This is a genomic window from Hymenobacter armeniacus (genome assembly GCF_014699055.1).
Taxonomy (GTDB): Bacteria; Bacteroidota; Bacteroidia; order Cytophagales; family Hymenobacteraceae; genus Hymenobacter; species Hymenobacter armeniacus.
In genome coordinates this window covers 112537-130219 of record NZ_JACXAC010000002.1, presented here as the reverse complement: position 1 = coordinate 130219, position 17683 = coordinate 112537, and the positions used below count along the sequence as shown (strand labels likewise).

At 63.1% G+C, this 17683-nt stretch carries 15 protein-coding genes; 6 read left to right on the top strand and 9 right to left on the bottom strand.

Annotated elements, in window-relative coordinates; all coding sequences use genetic code 11:
- Window positions 1–13 precede the first annotated feature (13 nt).
- The 4 genes from IC234_RS05025 to IC234_RS05010 all read right to left on the bottom strand — a co-directional run bounded on the left by IC234_RS05025 (window position 14) and on the right by IC234_RS05010 (window position 5527).
- Entirely contained in the window at window positions 14–415 is a 402-nt protein-coding gene (locus tag IC234_RS05025) for an NUDIX hydrolase (RefSeq protein WP_190922764.1), read from the bottom strand.
- Window positions 416–453: 38 nt separating this feature from the next.
- Window positions 454–1584 (bottom strand): acyltransferase family protein, encoded by a 1131-nt coding sequence (locus IC234_RS05020; protein ID WP_190922763.1) that lies wholly within the window; start codon window positions 1582–1584, stop codon window positions 454–456.
- A gap of 81 nt (window positions 1585–1665) precedes the next feature.
- On the bottom strand, window positions 1666–4128 hold the full coding sequence (locus tag IC234_RS05015; protein ID WP_190922762.1) for a prolyl oligopeptidase family serine peptidase: 2463 nt from the start codon (window positions 4126–4128) through the stop codon (window positions 1666–1668).
- Between the two features lie 319 nt (window positions 4129–4447).
- Complete coding sequence (locus IC234_RS05010; protein WP_190922761.1) at window positions 4448–5527, bottom strand: NAD(P)-dependent alcohol dehydrogenase; 1080 nt, start codon at window positions 5525–5527, stop codon at window positions 4448–4450.
- 223 nt (window positions 5528–5750) lie between these two features.
- Here IC234_RS05010 and IC234_RS05005 point away from each other — a divergent pair, with 223 nt between their 5' ends.
- Complete coding sequence (locus IC234_RS05005; protein WP_190922760.1) at window positions 5751–6113, top strand: winged helix-turn-helix domain-containing protein; 363 nt, start codon at window positions 5751–5753, stop codon at window positions 6111–6113.
- Window positions 6114–6168: 55 nt separating this feature from the next.
- Complete coding sequence (locus IC234_RS05000) at window positions 6169–8841, top strand: TonB-dependent receptor (RefSeq protein ID WP_223827502.1); 2673 nt, start codon at window positions 6169–6171, stop codon at window positions 8839–8841.
- A 57-nt stretch (window positions 8842–8898) separates the two neighbouring features.
- Here IC234_RS05000 and IC234_RS04995 read toward each other — a convergent pair whose 3' ends face one another.
- From IC234_RS04995 to nuoK, 5 genes are all read right to left on the bottom strand, one after another.
- A complete protein-coding gene (locus IC234_RS04995) occupies window positions 8899–10110 on the bottom strand; it encodes a hypothetical protein (protein WP_190922759.1) in 1212 nt (403 codons plus the stop codon).
- Window positions 10111–10250: 140 nt separating this feature from the next.
- Complete coding sequence (locus tag IC234_RS22155) at window positions 10251–11777, bottom strand: OmpA family protein (protein WP_317173331.1); 1527 nt, start codon at window positions 11775–11777, stop codon at window positions 10251–10253.
- 260 nt (window positions 11778–12037) lie between these two features.
- Window positions 12038–12382 (bottom strand): hypothetical protein, encoded by a 345-nt coding sequence (locus IC234_RS04985; protein ID WP_190922757.1) that lies wholly within the window; start codon window positions 12380–12382, stop codon window positions 12038–12040.
- Window positions 12383–12411: 29 nt separating this feature from the next.
- On the bottom strand, window positions 12412–14364 hold the full coding sequence (nuoL, locus tag IC234_RS04980; RefSeq protein WP_190922756.1) for an NADH-quinone oxidoreductase subunit L: 1953 nt from the start codon (window positions 14362–14364) through the stop codon (window positions 12412–12414).
- Window positions 14365–14493: 129 nt separating this feature from the next.
- A complete protein-coding gene (gene nuoK, locus IC234_RS04975; RefSeq protein ID WP_190922755.1) occupies window positions 14494–14838 on the bottom strand; it encodes an NADH-quinone oxidoreductase subunit NuoK in 345 nt (114 codons plus the stop codon).
- A gap of 314 nt (window positions 14839–15152) precedes the next feature.
- Between nuoK and IC234_RS04970 the strand changes: the two genes are divergently transcribed.
- The 4 genes from IC234_RS04970 (at window position 15153) to IC234_RS04955 (ending at window position 17649) form a co-directional block, all read left to right on the top strand.
- Complete coding sequence (locus IC234_RS04970) at window positions 15153–15722, top strand: RNA polymerase sigma factor (RefSeq protein ID WP_223827501.1); 570 nt, start codon at window positions 15153–15155, stop codon at window positions 15720–15722.
- 101 nt (window positions 15723–15823) lie between these two features.
- On the top strand, window positions 15824–16204 hold the full coding sequence (locus IC234_RS04965; RefSeq protein ID WP_190922753.1) for a hypothetical protein: 381 nt from the start codon (window positions 15824–15826) through the stop codon (window positions 16202–16204).
- Window positions 16205–16456: 252 nt separating this feature from the next.
- The gene (locus IC234_RS04960; protein WP_190922752.1) at window positions 16457–16879 is read left to right on the top strand and encodes a carboxypeptidase-like regulatory domain-containing protein; all 423 of its coding nucleotides are present in this window, start codon (window positions 16457–16459) and stop codon (window positions 16877–16879) included.
- A gap of 308 nt (window positions 16880–17187) precedes the next feature.
- Window positions 17188–17649, top strand: a complete 462-nt coding sequence (locus tag IC234_RS04955) for a carboxypeptidase-like regulatory domain-containing protein (protein ID WP_223827500.1) — start codon at window positions 17188–17190, stop codon at window positions 17647–17649.
- The last annotated feature ends 34 nt before the right edge of the window (window positions 17650–17683 follow it).

Below are 17683 nucleotides of genomic sequence, written 5' to 3'. Positions count from 1 at the left end.
CGCGCTGGCCGGCCTACTCCGCCAGCAGCCCGCGGCCCCGCAGCCAGTCGAAGATGAGCTGGTCGACGGCCGACACTTCGGCGCGGTGGCGGTAGGTCAGCCAGCGCACTTCTTCGATTTCAGCCGCCGGCTGCAGCGCGCCGGCGTAGCGGGCGTAGTAGCAGGCCATGCGCACCTGCACGTCGGGCGCGTGGCCGTGGGCGGGCGCCTCCCAGGTACCGGCGTATTCGAGGGTAGCCGGGTCGAGGTCTACGGTCAGCTCTTCTTTGATTTCGCGCAGCAGCGTTTGCTGGTCGGTTTCGCCGGCTTCGCGCTTGCCGCCGGGGAAGTAGCACCGGTCATTGCCGCGGCTGCGGGTGCTCAGGACCTGGCCCTCGCGCAGGTGCAGCCAGGCTATTTTGTCAATCAGAAGCATAAATGGAGCGGCAGGGGTTGATGAATGCTTGACCGGCCTCAACGGACCAATGCCGGCGCCGCTGGCGCCGGGCGGCCCAGCGCACGCCGTAGCCAGTGGTTGAGGGGCTCCTCAATCAGCCAGTACAACGCCATGGACAAGCCGTACAGCGCCAGAACCGTGAGGAAGCTGCTGCCCAGCCAGCGGTGCACCAGTTCCTGCACCGCGCCCATGTGAATGAGGTAGAAAGCGTAGGAGCTCTTGCCCAGCAGCACCAGCGGACGTGAGCTCAGCCACCGGCTGAGCCAGGTATTTTCCTGCACCAGCCCCCACAGCAGCGGCCCGATGCCCAGCAGCGGCAGCAGCACGTTGTTGAGGAACATGCCCGCCGGCCGCAGCACGCCAAACGCGCCAATTTGTGGGCCGTGCAGCAGGCTCAAGGCGCCCAGGCACAGCAGCACGCCCATTGCGCCCACGTAAGTCAGCCAGCCCGGCGCCCAAGGGCCGGCGCCCCGCCGCAGCCACCACGCCAGCCCCACGCCCACAAAAAACTCCACCGCCCGGCCCGGGTAGGTGAACTGAAACAGGAAATCGAAAGACCCAAACAAGCCGTGCCACGGGTGCAGCCGGCACAGCAGCACCAAGCCAATGCCCACTGCCACCAGCGCCAGCGGCAACACCCACAGCCACCGGGCGTTGCGCCGGATAAGCAAGAACGCCAGCGGGGCCGAGAGGTAAAACATTTCCTCTACCGTGAGCGACCAGCCCTGCCCGATGCCGGTGTACACGTACTGCTCAAACAGGCCCCGCAGGAAGGTGATGTTGAGCAGGTATTCGCCCAGAAAAACCGGTTTCCCCTGCCAGCGCAGCAGCGCAAAGGTGAGCGTGGTGAGCAGGAAATACAGCGGGTAGATGCGGGCAAAGCGGTTGGCGAAGTAGCGGCGCAGCGCCACCGGCTGCCCCAAGTAGCGGTAGCCGATGAGGAAGCCGCTGAGCACGAAGAAAACCGTGACGCCGATGTGCGTTTCGGCCGCCAGGCTGTGCAGACGCCAGCCAAACCGCTCCGGGGCAAAGGGGTTGAAATGATGCAGCAGCACCAGTCCGGCGGCCACGGCCCGCAAGCCTGTCAGGGCCGGGAAATAGTCGCGCCGGGCGCCGTCGGGCCGGGCGGCGGTTGGGGAAGTTTGCATGAATGAGGTACCTGCACAAAAATAGACCGTCATGCTGCGCGCAGCATGACGGTCTGATTCAATCAGGCTAGTGAGTTGGCCTTAGTTGGCCTGCGGCGGGTTGGGCGCCTTCACGTACTTGTCCAGCCAAGTGTTCATTTCCCAGAGCATGTGGAGCAGGTTTTCGCGGGCGGCGTAGCCATGGGCTTCGGCGGGCAGCACCACGTAGCGGGCGGTGGCGCCCTGGCCTTTCAGGGCGGCGTAGTACCGCTCGCTCTGGATGGGGAAGGTGCCGGAGTTGTTGTCGGCCTCGCCGTGGATGAGCAGAATGGGCGTCTTGATTTTGTCGGCGTAGTTGAACGGCGACATGGCGTTGTACACCTCCGGCGCCTGCCAGAACGTGCGCTCCTCGCCCTGGAAGCCGAAGGGCGTGAGCGTGCGGTTGTAGGCGCCGCTGCGCGCAATGCCGGCCTTGAACAGGTTGGAGTGCGACAACAGGTTGGCCGTCATAAAGGCGCCGTAGCTGTGGCCCATCACGCCCACTTTGGTGGGGTCGACCACGCCCAGACGGGCGCCCTCGTCGATGGCGGCTTTGGCACTGCTCACCAGTTGCTCGGTGTAGGTGTCGTTGGGCTCCTTGCTGCCCTCGCCCACTATCGGAATGCTGGCGTTGGCCAGCACAGCGTAGCCCTGCGTCACCCAGTACACGGGCGAGGCCCAGCTCAGGCGCGTGAAGGTGTAGGGCGAGCCGCTCACCTGCCCGGCGTTGCTCTTGTCCTTGAATTCCACCGGGTAAGCCTCCATGAGGGTGGGCAGCGGGCCGTCGGTTTTCTTATAATTCTGGGGCAGGTACAGGTCGGCGGTGAGGTCTACGCCGTCGGCGCGCTTGTAGTGCAACACCTGCTTCTGGAAGCTGCCGCCGAAGGCCGCGTAGGGGTTCGCAAATTTGGTGACGGCCGTGAGCTTGTCCTTTTTGGTGGCGTCGCGCAGGTAGTAGTTCGGGTTTTGGGTCAGTGACTCGCGGCGGGTGAGCAGCGTGCGCTTCTTGCCGCTGGCATCGAGGATGGCCACCGGAATTTCGTATACCGGCGCTTCAGAGCGCCACCAGCGGGTGATTTTCTTCGACGCCAAATCCAGCTCATCCACGAAGGGCCGGTCGCCTTCGGGCGAGGCGCCCTGGCCCAGCAGGTAGATGCTCTGGCCGCTGGGGCCGCCGGTCAGCAGCACGAATTTGCCCTGGGCGTTGCGGTGCTCGTAGGGCGTGCCGGGGTTCTTGTAGGTGTCCTGCTCCGAGCCGTCGAACAGCACGCGGAGCGAGCCGACGGGCGCGCTGGGATTTAGCTGCCAGGTGGTTTGGTGGCGGTCGGCCCAGCGGTAGCCGTCGGCCAGGGCCAGCTTATCGTTACCCCAGGTGAGGCCCGCGAAGCGCATAGGCAGCGCCACCAGCTCCTGCGCCGGCCCGGCGAAGGGCGCCGCGAGGGTGTACACTTTGTCGCGGATGTCGGCTTTCACTTTGGGGTCGCCGCCGTCCTGGGCTTCGGCGTAGGCAATGGTGGCGGGCACGTCGGCGCGCCAGGCGTGGTTGCGCGGGCCGGTGGGCACGGCATCGAAGTTGGTGGGCACGTTGTCGGCCAGCGGCAGGTCGGCCACGGTTTTCACCACGGCGCCGCTGCCCAGGTCGAGCACGTCGATACGCTGCGGGAAGCTGCTGATGGGCAACAAATAGGAATACGGCCGGTGGCGGGTGCGCACCAGCACAAACTGTCCGCTGGGCGAAGGCGAGGCCGTCTGGATGACGCCGGGCTGGCCCAAAGGCTGGGCTGCGCCGTCGGCCAGGCTCACCTTCATCAGCTGCGAAGTGGCGTAGTAGTCGAACAGCCGCTCGTCGGCGGGGTTTTTCAGCAAGTCCTGGTAGGTGCGGGCGCCGGACTTCTTGCCCCCGCCGCTTTCCTGCACGGCCGGGCCGGTGGGCGCGGTATCGGCCGAAGGGGCGGTACCGCGGCCGGCGGGCACGGTGCGGGCCAGCAGCGTTTTGCTGTCCGATACCCATTCAAAGGAGTTGCCGAAAGCGTCGTTGAGCGGCGCGGCCAGCAGACGGCGCGCGGTAGCGCTGGCCACGTCGAGCACCCACAGCTCCACTTTGCCGTCGGCGCCGGAGCCGGGCGTGGTGAGGGCGAAGGCCATAGTCCGGTTGTCGGGCGACCAGCTGGGGCTGCTGATGCGGGCTTGGGCCGGCAGGCCTTTCACGTCGATTTCGGCCCCGTTGGGCAGCTTTTTTAGCTTGATGCCCACCGCGTAGCTCACCCGGCTGGGGCCGTTGGTGCGCGGGTTGAAGCGCAGGCCAGCCAGGCGCAGCTCGGGCTGGGCCAGCTCGGCCACGGTGGGGAAGTCCTGCACCTGCAGCAGGGCCATGGTCTGGCCGTCGGAGGCCAGGCTCAGGCGCGGCGTGGGCGGCGCCAGCAGCAGGTCCTGAATGGCTTTGGGCGGGGTTTTGTATTGAAAATCCTGGGCCTGAGACACGGCGGCAGCGAGCAGTAAGGTGGCGGAAAGCAGGAGTTTCTTCATACGCACGAATGAAAAAGGAATGGCGGGCGGCAACGCTGCCGCCTGCGAAAGGTAGCACTTGCGGCCCTGAGTCGCCCACCCGCCGGTCGGCGCAGAGCGCTGATGCAGATTGTCGCACCGTCCGACCTTTTTTGGCCCTCGTAGCCGCGGAATTGAAGGCGGCCGAAACGTGCGCGAAGCGGACCGGTATTTCAACAGCGGCATCGGCACCGTGGGCGGAAAAAAAACACGCCAAGTAGGGCCATTCCCCAAAAAAACGTCCTGCAAAGCGACATACTGGCATCGCTCTGCAGGACGGTTGGTGACGCGCCGGGGGGGCCTATTCTTTCTCCTTCAGCGAAGCCATGTCGATGACGTAGCGGAAGCGCACTTCCTCGTCCATCATTTTATCGAAGGCCTTGTTGATGTCCTGCATGGGTATCATTTCCACTTCGGGCAGAATGTTGTGCTCGGCGCAGAAATCCAGCACCTCCTGCGTTTCGGCAATGCCGCCGATGACGGAGCCGGCCACCGAGCGCCGGTGCATGGCCACTTCCTGGTTGTTGAGCGGCGCCTTGTAGGGCCCCAGCAGGCCCACCGTCGTGATGACGCCGTTGCGCTTGGCCAGCTTCACGTAGTCGTTCACCTCGAAGGCGTCGGGGATGGTGATGAGAATAAAGTCGAACTTCAGCTCGTGGGCCTCCATGGCCTTCGAGTCCGACGAAATCAGGACTTCGTGGGCGCCGAGCTTTTCGGCGTCGGCCTGCTTTTCCTTGTCGCGCGTGATGGCCGTGACCGTGGCGCCCAGTGCCCGCGCCAGCTGCACGCCCATGTGGCCCAGCCCGCCGATGCCCACAATGGCCACGCTGCTGCCCGGGCCCACGTTCCAGTATTTGAGCGGCGAATAGGTGGTGATGCCGGCGCACAGAATGGGCGCCGCGGCCTTCACGTCGAGCGCGTCGGGGATGCGCAGCACGAAGGATTCCTTCACCGTGATGTTGGTCGAATATCCGCCGAAGGTGTTGAAATCCTTGTTCTGCGGCTTCATGTAGCCGTTGTAGGTGGCCGTCCAGCTCACGGGGCCTTCGCAGTAGTTTTCCTCTTTTTCGCGGCAGGCCGGGCAGGTGCCGCAGGAGTCTATCATGCAGCCCACGCCCACGAGGTCGCCCACCCGGAACTTGGTCACGGCGCTGCCGGCTTCCACCACGCGGCCCACGATTTCGTGGCCCGGCACGCAGGGGTAAATGGTGTTGTGCCAGTCGTTTTTTACCTGGTGCAGGTCGGAGTGGCACACGCCGCAGTAGAGGATGTCGATGTGCACTTCGTCGGCCTTGGGGGCCTGGCGCTCAATCTCCATCTCGGAGAGGCCGTTGAAAATGGAATTGCTGGCGCCGTACGCTTTGGTTTTGAAAACTTCCATGAAACTGTAGGAAAAGGATGGTTGGGAAGAAGAAAAGGCCGGGCGAGGCCCATTAGTACCAACGGCCACCGCGGGCCGCGGTTGGCGCCTACGGCTTATAAAATTCTGACCATTGCCTTTCCTTATGCCAGCAAGTGCCGCTACCGCCCGCCGCTTGCGAGGCTACCGATGCAGCTGGGCGCCAGGCGGCATGTAGCAGGGTTGCCGGCCGCATCTTTGCGCCATGAAAACGCTGCTGCTGCCTGCCAAAACCTACCGCCTCAACGGCCGCCTGTGGGTGGAATCCGAAGACGGACGCTTCCTCGGCATCGGCCGGCTCGAACTGCTGGAGCACATCGCCGCGCTGGGCTCCATCTCGAAGGCCGCGCAGGCCATGGGCATGTCGTATAAGCGCGCCTGGGACCTGGTGAGCTCTATGAATGCGCAGGCCAGTACCCCGCTGGTGGGCACCCAAACCGGCGGCCCCAAGGGCGGCGGCGCGGTCGTCACCGAAGCCGGCCAAGCGGCCATTGCCGAATTCCGGGCGCTGCAGGACCGTTTTCAGGAATTCATGGCCGCCGAAACAAAGCGCGTGCAGGAGCGTTAGCAGGCAGCGAGGCGTTATATCTTCGCCAACATAACGCCGCTTCGCTCCTGCCCATTTGACACGTATTCCTACTCCTGCTCTGCTTCGCTCTCGCCTCCCGGCCGTTTCGCTGGCCTTGCTGAGCAGCGCGCAACTGGCCCACGCCCAGGCCGCCGCCCCCGCCGACACCACGCGCAAAAAGCTGAGCCTGGAGGAAGTGGTGGTGTCGGCATCCCGAGTCGAGGAGAGCTTTCTGCAGTCGCCCGTGACGGTGGAAAAGCTCAGTGCCCGGGCCTTGCGGCTCACGCCCGCGCCGTCGTTTTTCGACGCCATCGAGCACCTGAAGGGCGTGCAGGTCATCACGCCCAGCCTAGGCTTCAAGGTGATAAACGCCCGGGGCTTCGTCAACACCACCAACGTGCGCTTCGCCCAGCTCGTGGACGGCATCGACAACCAGGCGCCGCACATCGGCGGGCCCATCGGCAACGTGCTCGGGCCCAGCGACCTCGACATCGAGCAGGTGGAAGTGGTGCCGGGCACGGCCTCGGCCCTCTACGGCCTGAACGCCATCAACGGGCTGGCCAATTTCAGCACCCGCAACCCCTTCCGCTCCGCGGGGCTGAGCGGGCAGCAGAAGGTGGGTATCAACCACCTCGGCGACGCCGCCACCGGCGCGCGGGCGTATTCGGAAACCAGCCTGCGCTACGCCCGGGTGCTGGTGGCCGACAAGCTGGCCTTTAAAGTGAACGGCACGCTGCTGCGCGGCTACGACTGGGTGGCCCACGACCCCACCGACCTCAACCCGGCCGGCAACGCCAGCGTGGGCCTGCTGGGCGCCGACAACCCCGCCCGCGACCCGGTGAACAGCTACGGCAACGAGTCGTCGGACCGCAGCAACTTCGCCCTGCTCAGCTCGCCCGACCCGCAAAGCACCAAAACCTACCAAGTGGCCCGCACCGGCTACGACGAGCAGGCCCTGGTCGACTACACCCTGCGCACCCTCAAGGCCGACGCGGCGCTGCACTACCGGCCGAAACCCGCCACCGAGCTGAGCTACACCTACCGCGTGGCCGGCTTCGACAACGTGTACCAGCGCTCGAACCGCTTCCGGCTGCAGGGCTACGTGCTGCAACAGCACGCCCTGCAGCTGCTCACGCCGGTGGTGCAGGCGCGGGCCTACCTCACGCAGGAAAACACCGGCCGCAGCTACAACCTGCGCTCGATGGGCGAAAACCTGGACCGCAACTTCAAGCCCGACGACCAGTGGAAGCGCGACTTTACGGCCGCCTGGAACGCCGCCGTGCGGGCCGGCCAGCCGGTGGTTCAGGCCCAGGCCGTGGCCCGCGCCGCCGCCGACGCCGGCCGCTACCAGCCCGGCACGGCCTTGTTTGGGCAGAAGCTGGGCGAGCTGCAGGATATTAACAACTGGGACGTGGGCGCGGCCCTGCGCGTGCGCGCCGCCCTGGCCCACGCCGAGGCTCAGGTGAACCTGGCCGAAGCCCTGCGGCGCGGCGGCCGCGCCTTTCCCGCCCGCCTCGACCTGCTGGCTGGCGCCGACCACCGCACCTACGTGGTGGTGCCCGACGGCAATTATTTCATCAATCCCAACCCCGGCAAAGACCCGCTCGCCGACAACCTCACCTACGCCAAAACGGGCGGCTTTGTGCAAGCCGGCGGCCGCCTGCTGGCCGAAAAGCTGCGCCTGACGGCTACCTTGCGCGCCGACAAAAACGACTACTTCGACGTGAAATTCAACCCGCGCTTCACGGCGGTTTTTTCGCCCACGCAGCGGCAGAATTTCCGGCTGAGCTACCAGACGGGCTACCGTTTTCCGAGCTTGTTCGAGGGGTTTTCGAACGTGAACAGCGGGCAGGTGAAGCGTATCGGCGGGCTGCGGGTAATGTCGGACGGGGTGTTCGAGAACAGCTACCTGCGTAGCAGCATCGATGCGTTTACCAAGGCCGTGACTGATGCCGCTAATGCCAATGCCTCGACCACGCTCACGCCGGCGCAGAAAACCCAGCTGGCCGTGGAGCAGCACAGGAATTTGCTGGTGAAAAACCCCTACACCTACCTCCGGCCCGAGCACATTCGCTCGCTGGAGCTGGGCTATAAAGCGGCGCTGGGCCCCGGCGGGCGGCTGCTGGCCGATGTTGACTTTTACTACAACTCCTACCGCGACTTCATTGCCCAGGTGGAAGCCTACGTGCCCCAAACCAGCAGCGGCGCCCCCCTCGTGAGCGCCGACCTCAGCGCCGTGGCCACCGCCCTCAACACCCGCGCCGGGCAGGCCCGCTACCGCCTCTGGACCAATTCCCAAACCCAGGTGTACAACTACGGCGGCTCATTGGGCCTGCGCTACGAGCTGCCCGGCGGCTACCTGGCCGGCGCCAACACCACCTACACCTGCCTCGACCGCACCGCCACCAGCGACGGCCTCGAAGACGGCTTCAACACGCCACGTTGGGCCTACAACCTGAGTCTGGCCAACGAAAACGCCTACCACAACGTCGGCTTCGGCCTGAATTACCGCTGGCAGCAGGGCTACTACTCGCAGACCTTTTTGGTGAACGGCGAAGTGGCCGCCTACCACACCCTCGATGCTCAGCTCAGCTACGCCGCGCCGGCGGCCGGCCTGCGCTTCAAGCTCGGGGCCAGCAACGTGCTCAATCAGTACTACGTGTCGTACCTGGGCGGGCCCAGCGTGGGCGGGCTGTACTACCTGTCCATGACGTACGCGCTGCCTTAAACAGCCCTTTGAGACACCACAAGCCCAGCAGCCCAACTGCCGATTCCCGGACGGCAGCTATCCACGGCTGGCGGTGGCCGCCGGAATGATGACGATGTAGTCGTACCCCAGGATAATGTTTTCCAGCAGCTGGTTAGCCACCTCCAGCTTGTCGCGCAGCAGGGCCCGGCGGGCCGGGCGCAGGTCGAACACCTGCCACCCGGGGCCGGTGGCAAGGTCAGCAAAGGGCTTGATGAAAGGCTCTTTGGTGAGGTCGAACGGCACCACGTTCTTGCTGGGGTCGTCGGGGTTGAAGCCGCCCACCTGGGTGCCCTGCTTGCCCATCACCAGCAGGTGCAGCGACTTGGCGTCCTGCGCGTCGGCCAGGTTCAGGGCCAGGTTGCCCACGTCGGTGATGCCGGCCCAGGGGCTCAGCGCCCGCGCCGTGTGGCTGGCCCCGAACTTGAAGAGCAGCTTGGGCAGCGGCTGGCCCGGCTGCGGCGCCAGCGGCCGCAGGGCCTCCAGTAGGTTGCGCTTCATAAGGTTGACACGGGCTTGGTGATTGCCCATGCCCTTCACCTGGTTGCGGTAGATGCGCGAGCTGAGCAGGTAGTCTTGCACCATGCGGCGCACCTCCGGGCTTTCGGCGCGCGTGAGGGTTTCCAGGCTGTCGAGGGCCGACTGGCGCTGGCCCAGCATGCTGTAGGCCTGGCCACCGCTGCGAAACTGAGCGTTGTCGTGCCGCTGGTAGGCCGTGCTTTGCTGCTGCAGGTACGCCCGCGCCGGCTTGCTTTTCACCAGCCCGGCCAGCTGCTCATAAAAGCGGCCCGGCGTGAAAATTCCCACCTGCTCGATGCCGATGAACTGCGTTTGCTGCGTCCGCAGCTGCCGGGCCAGCTCATACTCCTCGTTCCAGCTAAAAAACGACAGCGCCCCGGGGCTGGCCTTCAGGTAAGCCGTCGGAAAGCCCGGCTCGGCCGTGAGGCGGGTGAGCGTGCGGGCCTGGTAGCGGTCAATTTCGGTGATGAAAGCCGCCGGCTGCAGCACGCGCGCCACCGCTTGCGTGAACTGCGGAATTTGGGCCATGCCGTGGTCTTCGCCCACCAGCACCAGTTGGCTTTCGGCAATGCTCGCGCGCAGCTTGTCCCAGCCCGTGCCGGCCAGCTGCGCGCCCGTGGCGGTCAGGGGGTAGGCGTTGGTCCGCAGCAGGCGGGTGAGCGTCGTGTCTTGCGCACGGGCCGGCGCCAGCAGGCCGCAGAAGAAGCCCAGCATGAGAAAGCGAGTTTTCATCATGGCAAAGTAGATGAGAAAGAAAGCTCGTCCGTTGCTCATGCTGCGCCCTTGCCATCGAAACCGTTCAGTACTAGCCACAAAAAAAGCCCGCTCAGGTTGAGCGGGCTTTTTGCGGGCACGAGCCTGTGGGCCGAAGCCTACTTGCGCCGGGCCGGGGCCTTGCGGGCCGGAGCCTTCTTGGCCGGCGCTTTCTTCACCGGAGCGGCTTTCACCGGCTCGGGGGTGATGGTCGGGGCCGGGCCGTACTTCACTTCGGCGGCGTTGGGGTCGCCGGTGAGGTAGAGGTCGAACTCGACGCGGCGGTTCAGGGCCTGGCCGATTTTGGTGGCATTGGTGGCAATCGGCTTGGTTTCGCCGAAGCCGTGCGACACAATGCGGTCGGCGGGCACGCCCTGGCTCAGCATGTAGGCGCGGGCCGAAGCAGCGCGGGCATCCGAGAGACGCAGGTTGTAGTTGTCATCGCCCTTGCTGTCGGTGTGGCCGGCAATGCTCAGGGTGTAGTCCGGGTACTCGGTCATGATGGCGGCCAGGTCTTTCAGCGTCGGATAAGAGCTGGGCAGCAGCACAGCTTTGTCGAACTCGAAGTTGATGTACTTCGTGGCCTCCTGCAGGCGCTTCTTGGTTTCGGCTTTCACCTCGGGGCAGCCTTTGTTGCTGGCCGGACCGGGGCGGTTGGGGCAGCGGTCCTGGTAGTCGGGCACGCCGTCGCCGTCTTTATCCAGCGGGCAGCCGTTGGCATCTACCTGCACACCGGCCGGGGTGCCGGGGCACTTGTCGTTCTGGTCAATCACGCCGTCGTTGTCGGCGTCGGGGCAGCCTTTCAGCTCGGCCTTGCCGGGAGTGTCGGGGCAGGCGTCGTCGGCGTCGGTCACGCCGTCACCGTCGCGGTCGGGGCAGCCCTGCAGGGCGGCCAGGCCTTTCACGTCGGGGCACTTGTCTTGGTAGTCGGGCACGCCGTCGCCGTCTTTATCCAGCGGGCAGCCGTTGGGGTCCACGGCCACGCCGGCGGGCGTGCCGGGGCACTTGTCTTTCTTGTCCGAAACGCCGTCTTTGTCTTCGTCCTTGGCCTGGCCCAGGGCCACGGTGATGCCCGCCTGGTGCAGCAGGAACCGGTCGTAGAGCTTGTCGTCGGGGCTGCCGTAGAGGTTATCCACGCGCTCGGTGAAGGGGTAGTGCTGGCTCGTGGTCAGGTCCAGCGACACCACGTCGCTGAGCCGCACCCGGATGCCGGCCAAACCGAACACCTCGGGGCGCCGAATCTGGTTAAAAAAGGTCTGCCCGTTGGCGCGGCCTTCGCTATTCGACAGGAAAAAGCCGCCGCCGCCCATCAGGTAGGGCTGGATGCGGGCTTCTTCCTTGAGGATTTTGCCGTTGTTCATCTTGAGCTTAAAGCCCAAATCCACCATACCAATACGGGCCTCGAAGTTGTCGCCGGCGCGCACCTCGCTGCTGAACTTGTAGGTTTCGTAGTAGCCCAGCACGGCCACGTCCCACGAGGGCGAGAGGTAGCGCGTGATGGCTCCGCCGCCGCCCACTTCGAGGTCGGGCTCGGAACGGTCCCAGAAATCGGTGCCCATGTTGCCACGGTATTGCAACAGGCCCACGTTGGCGCTAATGGCCGTTTTTCTATCTGGCGTCTGGGCTTGGGCACGAGGAGACGCCATGCCAAGCAAGGCGCCGCCCATGGCCAACCCACGCAGGAGGTTAGTTGTTGAGAACATAATTTTTAGGTGTGGGAATAGATGAGTAAATCCACGCCAAGCCTTCCGGCCTGCATAGACGCTCTGCTATACCCTTCCTTCCTAAAAAAGTTGTTCCCTCAATTCTTGGCCTCCTCGCCGCTCCGGCACAGGCGCCTAGCCCTCAGCCCCATTAGCCCAGGCAATGTCGAACCAAAGACAGTGGCTTTTGCCACGCCAGCGGCCTACTTCACCCGCGAGAACTTCGCTTCCCGCTGGCCGCCGGTTATCAGCAACTGGTCGGTTTCGGGCAGGTACTTCACGGGCACTTTCTTCACCCCGTTGTCAATCATGATGCTCTCAACGTTGGGGTCGTACGTGCCCACAAGGTCGTTGATGCCCTCGTGAATGTAGAAAGTATCGCCCGTGCGCTTGATGCGGGTGTGGGTTTGCGCGTTGGTGTCCGCGCTTTTCCACTCGCCCACAAAGTTGTCGCGCATGTCAGCCTCCACCTTGGGTTTTTGGGGGCCGCAGGCACCTACAAGCCCAATCAGCAAAACCGCCAATAGCCGACCAACCAACGTTTTCATACTGCAGTGGTGTTGAAGAATGTGCTGGCCTACAACCGGCCGAAGTTCAGGCCCAGAATGAGCACGATGCCGATAACCATCAGGATGAGGTAGGTTTCTACGGCGCCGGTTTGCACGTAGCGCAGCAGGGCCCCGCCCCCGTTCACGGCGCGGCCGAAAAAGCCCACCACCGGGTCGATGATGCCATTTTCCACAAACTTGTACAGGCCCGTCGACAGCCACATGACCGGCCGCGTGAACAGGGCGTTGTACAGCTCATCGATGTAGTACTTGTGGTACACCAGGCTTTCGGGGGCCGAGCGCTGGGCCTCGTCTTCGGCGGGGCGGGTGGCGCGGGCCACGTACATCACGTAGGCCAGGATGATGCCCAGCACGCCAGCGGCCACCGACAGGCCCATGAGCATGAGTTCCGTGTTGTGGTCGGGCTCGGCCGAAAAGACTTCCGGCATCAGGCGCTGCGAGTAAGTGAAGATGGGCGCCAGATACTCGGCCAGGTAATGATGACCGCCTGTGAACATGGGCGCGCCCATGAAGCCACCCACGGCGGCCAGCACCGCCAGAATGATGAGCGGCAGCGTCATCGAAGCCGGCGACTCGTGCAAGTGGTGCTTCTGCTCCTCCGTGCCGCGGAATTCGCCGAAGAAGGCCAGGAACAGCAGGCGGAACATGTAGAACGCCGTCAGGAAAGCGGTGAGCAAGCCCATGGCCCACAGTACTTTGTTGTGCTCGAAGGCATGCGCCAGGATTTCATCCTTGGAGAAGAAGCCCGAGAACGGCGGAATGCCCGAGATGGCTAGGCAGCCGATGAGGAACGTGAGAAAGGTGATGGGCAGCGCCTTGCGCAGGCCGCCCATGCGGCGCAGGTCCTGCTCGTTGCTCATGGCGTGAATCACGGAGCCGGCCCCGAGGAACATCAGCGCCTTGAAGAAGGCGTGCGTGAGGACGTGGAACAGGGCCGTGGAGTAGCCCATCACGCCCAGTGCCAGGAACATATAGCCCAGCTGCGACACGGTGGAGTAAGCCAGCACTTTCTTGATGTCGTTCTGCGCCAGGCCAATGGTGGCGGCAAAAAGCGCCGTAGCCGCGCCCACGATGGCCACAACCTGCAGCGTATCGGGCGAGAGCGTGAACAACACGTTGGCGCGCAGCACCATGTAGATGCCCGCCGTCACCATGGTAGCTGCGTGGATGAGAGCCGAAACCGGCGTGGGGCCGGCCATGGCGTCGGGCAGCCAGGTGTAGAGCGGCAGCTGGGCCGACTTGCCCATGGCGCCCACAAACAGCAGTAGCGTGATGGCCGTGCAGATGCCCACGCCATAGGTGCCAAACTGGCCCAGCGAGGCCTTCTGGAACACCTCGGCGTATTGCACCGAGTTGAAAGTGAGGTAAATCAGGAAGATGCCGAGCAGGAAGCCCAGGTCACCGATGCGGTTGATGATGAAGGCTTTCTTGGCAGCGTTGTTGTAGCTGGTGTTCTTGTTCCAGAAACCGATGAGTAGGTAGGAACACAGCCCTACGCCTTCCCAGCCGATGAACAGGATAACGAAGTTGGCGCCCATCACCAGCAGCAGCATGCTGAAAATGAACAGATTCAAAAAGCTAAAGAACTTGCCCACGTTCTCGTCGTGGTGCATGTAGCCGATGCTGTAGACGTGAATGAGAAAGCCCACGCCCGTCACGAGTAGCAGCATTATCAGGCTAAGCTGGTCAATCTGGTACTGGAAGGGAATCTGCAACGAGCCCACCGAAATCCAGTCAAACAGCTGCACCGTGTACTGATACTGGAAGTTCAGGAACAGCATCACCGAAATCAGGAACGAACCCAGCACGGTGGCGCTGCCAATGAGCCCGGCCACGGTGCCAGACAGCTTCCGGTTCAGCAGGCCGTTAATCAGAAAACCCACGAAGGGCAGCAGCGGAATGAGAACGTAGAGAAACGTGGAGTACGGGGCGTTGGCGCCGGGGAGAACGGTTTCTTGCATGGGACTAATCGTTGTCATGCTGACGAAGGAAGCATCCTATTACGTCAGCTTTCAGCAGTATTTTCCCAAGCGGCGCAGGTGTGCTAAGGTCCTTCGCTGCGCTCAGGATGACAGACTTTTATTGCAGCACTACCACTTCAACCGGCTCAAAAGATTGACGTCGGTGGTCTGGAAGTTGCGGTAAATCATGACGATGATGCCCAGGCCTACCGAGACCTCGGCGGCGGCCACGGCCATGATGAAGAACACGAAAATCTGCCCGTTGGGGTCGGCGCGGTAAGCCGAGAAAGCCGTCAGCAGGATGTTCACGGCATTGAGCATCAGCTCGACACACATGAAAATGATGATGGCGTTACGCCGCACCAGCACCCCCGTGACGCCGATGGCAAACAAGGCCGAGGCAAAAAACACGTAGTACTGCAGCGGAACGGTCCGAATGACTTCGGGGATGGTCTGGGAAACGGTTGGGTCCATACTCACAAGTAGCGGCGAAAAGGCAGTGCAGCCGGCCGGCCGGCAAAGGTACCCTGAAAAACGAAAAATCAGGGGTGTTTTTGCAGGCTATACATTACGATGAGCCCGTCACGTAGCGCGCAACGAAGCATCCCGCCCGCACAACGCAAGCCAATCACCGGAATTAGCGGTGGCGGGCAAGATGCTGCGCCGCGCGCTGCATGACGGGCTGGGAAATCCGGGCATGAAAAAACTTAAAGTAATTTCGGGGAGCCGGCGTCTGCTTGTTCAGAATGAAAACCATGGCACTTTCGCTCCCCTCCCCCCTTGCTCCGATGACGGCTGCCCAGCAAGACCGCCAGATTGCTGACGCCGTGCGCCAGCAGCGCCCGCGGCTCCTGCAGTTCATCCGCCGTCGCATCCCCGACGAAGCCGAGGCCGAAGACCTCCTGCAGGACGTATTCGCCGAGCTCGTGGAAAGCTACCGGCTGCTCAAGCCCGTGGAGCAGGCGGCGGCCTGGCTCTTCCGGGTGGCCCGCAACCGCATCACCGACCTTTACCGCCGCAAGCGGCCGGTGAGCCTCGAAGAAGCTTTCGGCGCGGCTGAGGCCAACGAGGATGGCGAAGGCCTGCTGCTGGCCGACCTGCTGCCGGCCGCCGACGACTCGCCCGAAAACCGCCTGCTGCGCGAAACGCTGATGGATGCCCTCAGCGACGCGCTGGCCGAACTGCCGGCCGCCCAGCGCGAGGTGTTTGTGTGGCACGAGCTAGAAGACAAAACCTTCCGCGAAATGGAAGAAGAAACCGGCGTGCCGCTCAAAACCCTCATTTCGCGCAAGCACTACGCCGTGCTGCACCTGCGCAAGCGCCTGCAAACCCTGTACACCGAATTATTCACCGATTAGGTTTTAAGTTGTTAGTTGCTCGTTGTCAGTTGTTAGGCCTAATGCCTTTCTCAACACCGGTGACTAACAACTGACAACCCGCAACTAACAACTACAATACCATGGACCGTAAATTCTGGCTGCTTCGCGGCCTTCGTTTCTTTTTCTTTGCAGCGCTGTTTGTGGCCGTCGTCACGCTCGCCACGCAGGCGCTATGGAACTGGCTGATGCCGTCGCTATTCCATTTGCCGGTCATCTCGCTGGCCCAAACCCTCGGCTTGCTGGCGCTGAGCCGCATTCTGTTTGGGTTCCGGGGCGGGCGGCCCGGCGGCTGGGCCGCCAAGCGCCGCGCCTGGAAGCAGCGCATGGCCGGCCGCATGGAACACCTTAGCCCCGACGCCCGCGAAAAATTCCGCCAGGAGATGCGCGCCCGCTGCACCATGGGCTGGATGGGCCGCTCCGAAACGGCCACCGCCGACACCGCGGCGCGGCAGCCGGCCTAACGGCCGCCCATTCCCATTTCTTCGATTAACACAGTTGGCGCGGCCTTCCACAGGGAGGCTGCGCCTTTTTTATTCGGCTCTTATTCCCGCACGTTCTGCAGCTTTCATACCAGAACTCATTGCCTGAAGCTGCGGTGACAACTGTCCGAACTTGGCTTTATCAGAGAAATATTTAAGGAATATGATGAAAATAATTTGCAGGATTACTTGAAATAGTAGTACATTTGCATTACACAATTAATACTTGTATTAATGCAACGCACTTTCTACTCCCGCTTCGCTTTTGCTGTTTTTTTCGCAATCAGCCTACTTGGGGCCACGCCGGGCCACGCTCAGTTGGCTTACACGCCCGTAGCCAGGAATACGGAAGCATCTTCTACTGCCGACCCGGAAGACGAAAAACCTGCGGCCAAGCCGACTTACAAGCTTATTCACGGCGTTATTCAAGGCGAGCAGGGCGTGCTGCCCGGGGCCACCGTGTGGCTGCAGGGCAGCAAAACCATCGCCGTGACCAATGCCGAAGGAGAATTTGAACTGCGCGTGCCCAGCGATGCCAAAGTGGTGCGGCTGGCCTGCGGCTACGGCGGCCTGCAGGAAGAAGTCGTGACGCTGGCCCCGGTCCAGGCCATGGGCTCGTTGTACTTGCTGCGCGTAAAAGGTTCTGCTAAACGATAAAAACCATCTCATTCCCTCGGCTGACGCGGGGACTGGCTGCTACTCACCTTTGCTCTGCAAACAACTGTCTCAAAATGGGAGCCCCGTCCTTTCAGGACGGGGTTTTTCATGATAGCCCCATCCATTTCTATAGCCAATTATCATCTGTTAGGGGAATCCCGACGCTCACCGGCGAATTCCCACCGTTGGACGAAGCAGGATGCTCCCCGCCCTGGTGCAAGTCTACATTTGTATCGTTCAACAATGGCAGCCCTCCGCTGTCGATTTTTAAGTACATCATGCGCCCCTCCTTTTTCCTCCTCGCCTCTTTGCTGACGTTCGCCGCAGGCCTTGTTTCTCCCCGTACCCAAGCCCAGGCTTATGCCAGCAACATGGAGCTGACCTCGGCCAAAACGGACAGCAACGACCCCACCACCGGCGCTGGTGCTGCTTCGGAGAAAGTGGTGCTGGTGGGCAAAATCACAAACCCAGCCGGCCCCCTGCCCGGCGCCGTGGTTATCCTGACCGCCAGCAAGCAGATGGCCGTGACCAATGCCGACGGCGAGTTTGAGTTTACGGTGCCTGCCAACGCTGGCGCGCTGCAGGCCGTGGTGACGTACGCCGGCTACGCCGACGAAAAAATGACCCTCAACGCCTCGGCCGAGGAGTCGACGGTGAACCTGGCCGATGCCAAGGTGATTGTGGTGTCGCGCAAGCAGCAGCTCAAAAAATACCTCAAAACCGCCCGCAAACAGATTAACCGCGACCTCAAGCAGGTTCGCGTGAAGTAGTTCGGCACCGTTTTTACAGCAAGCAAAAAGCCCC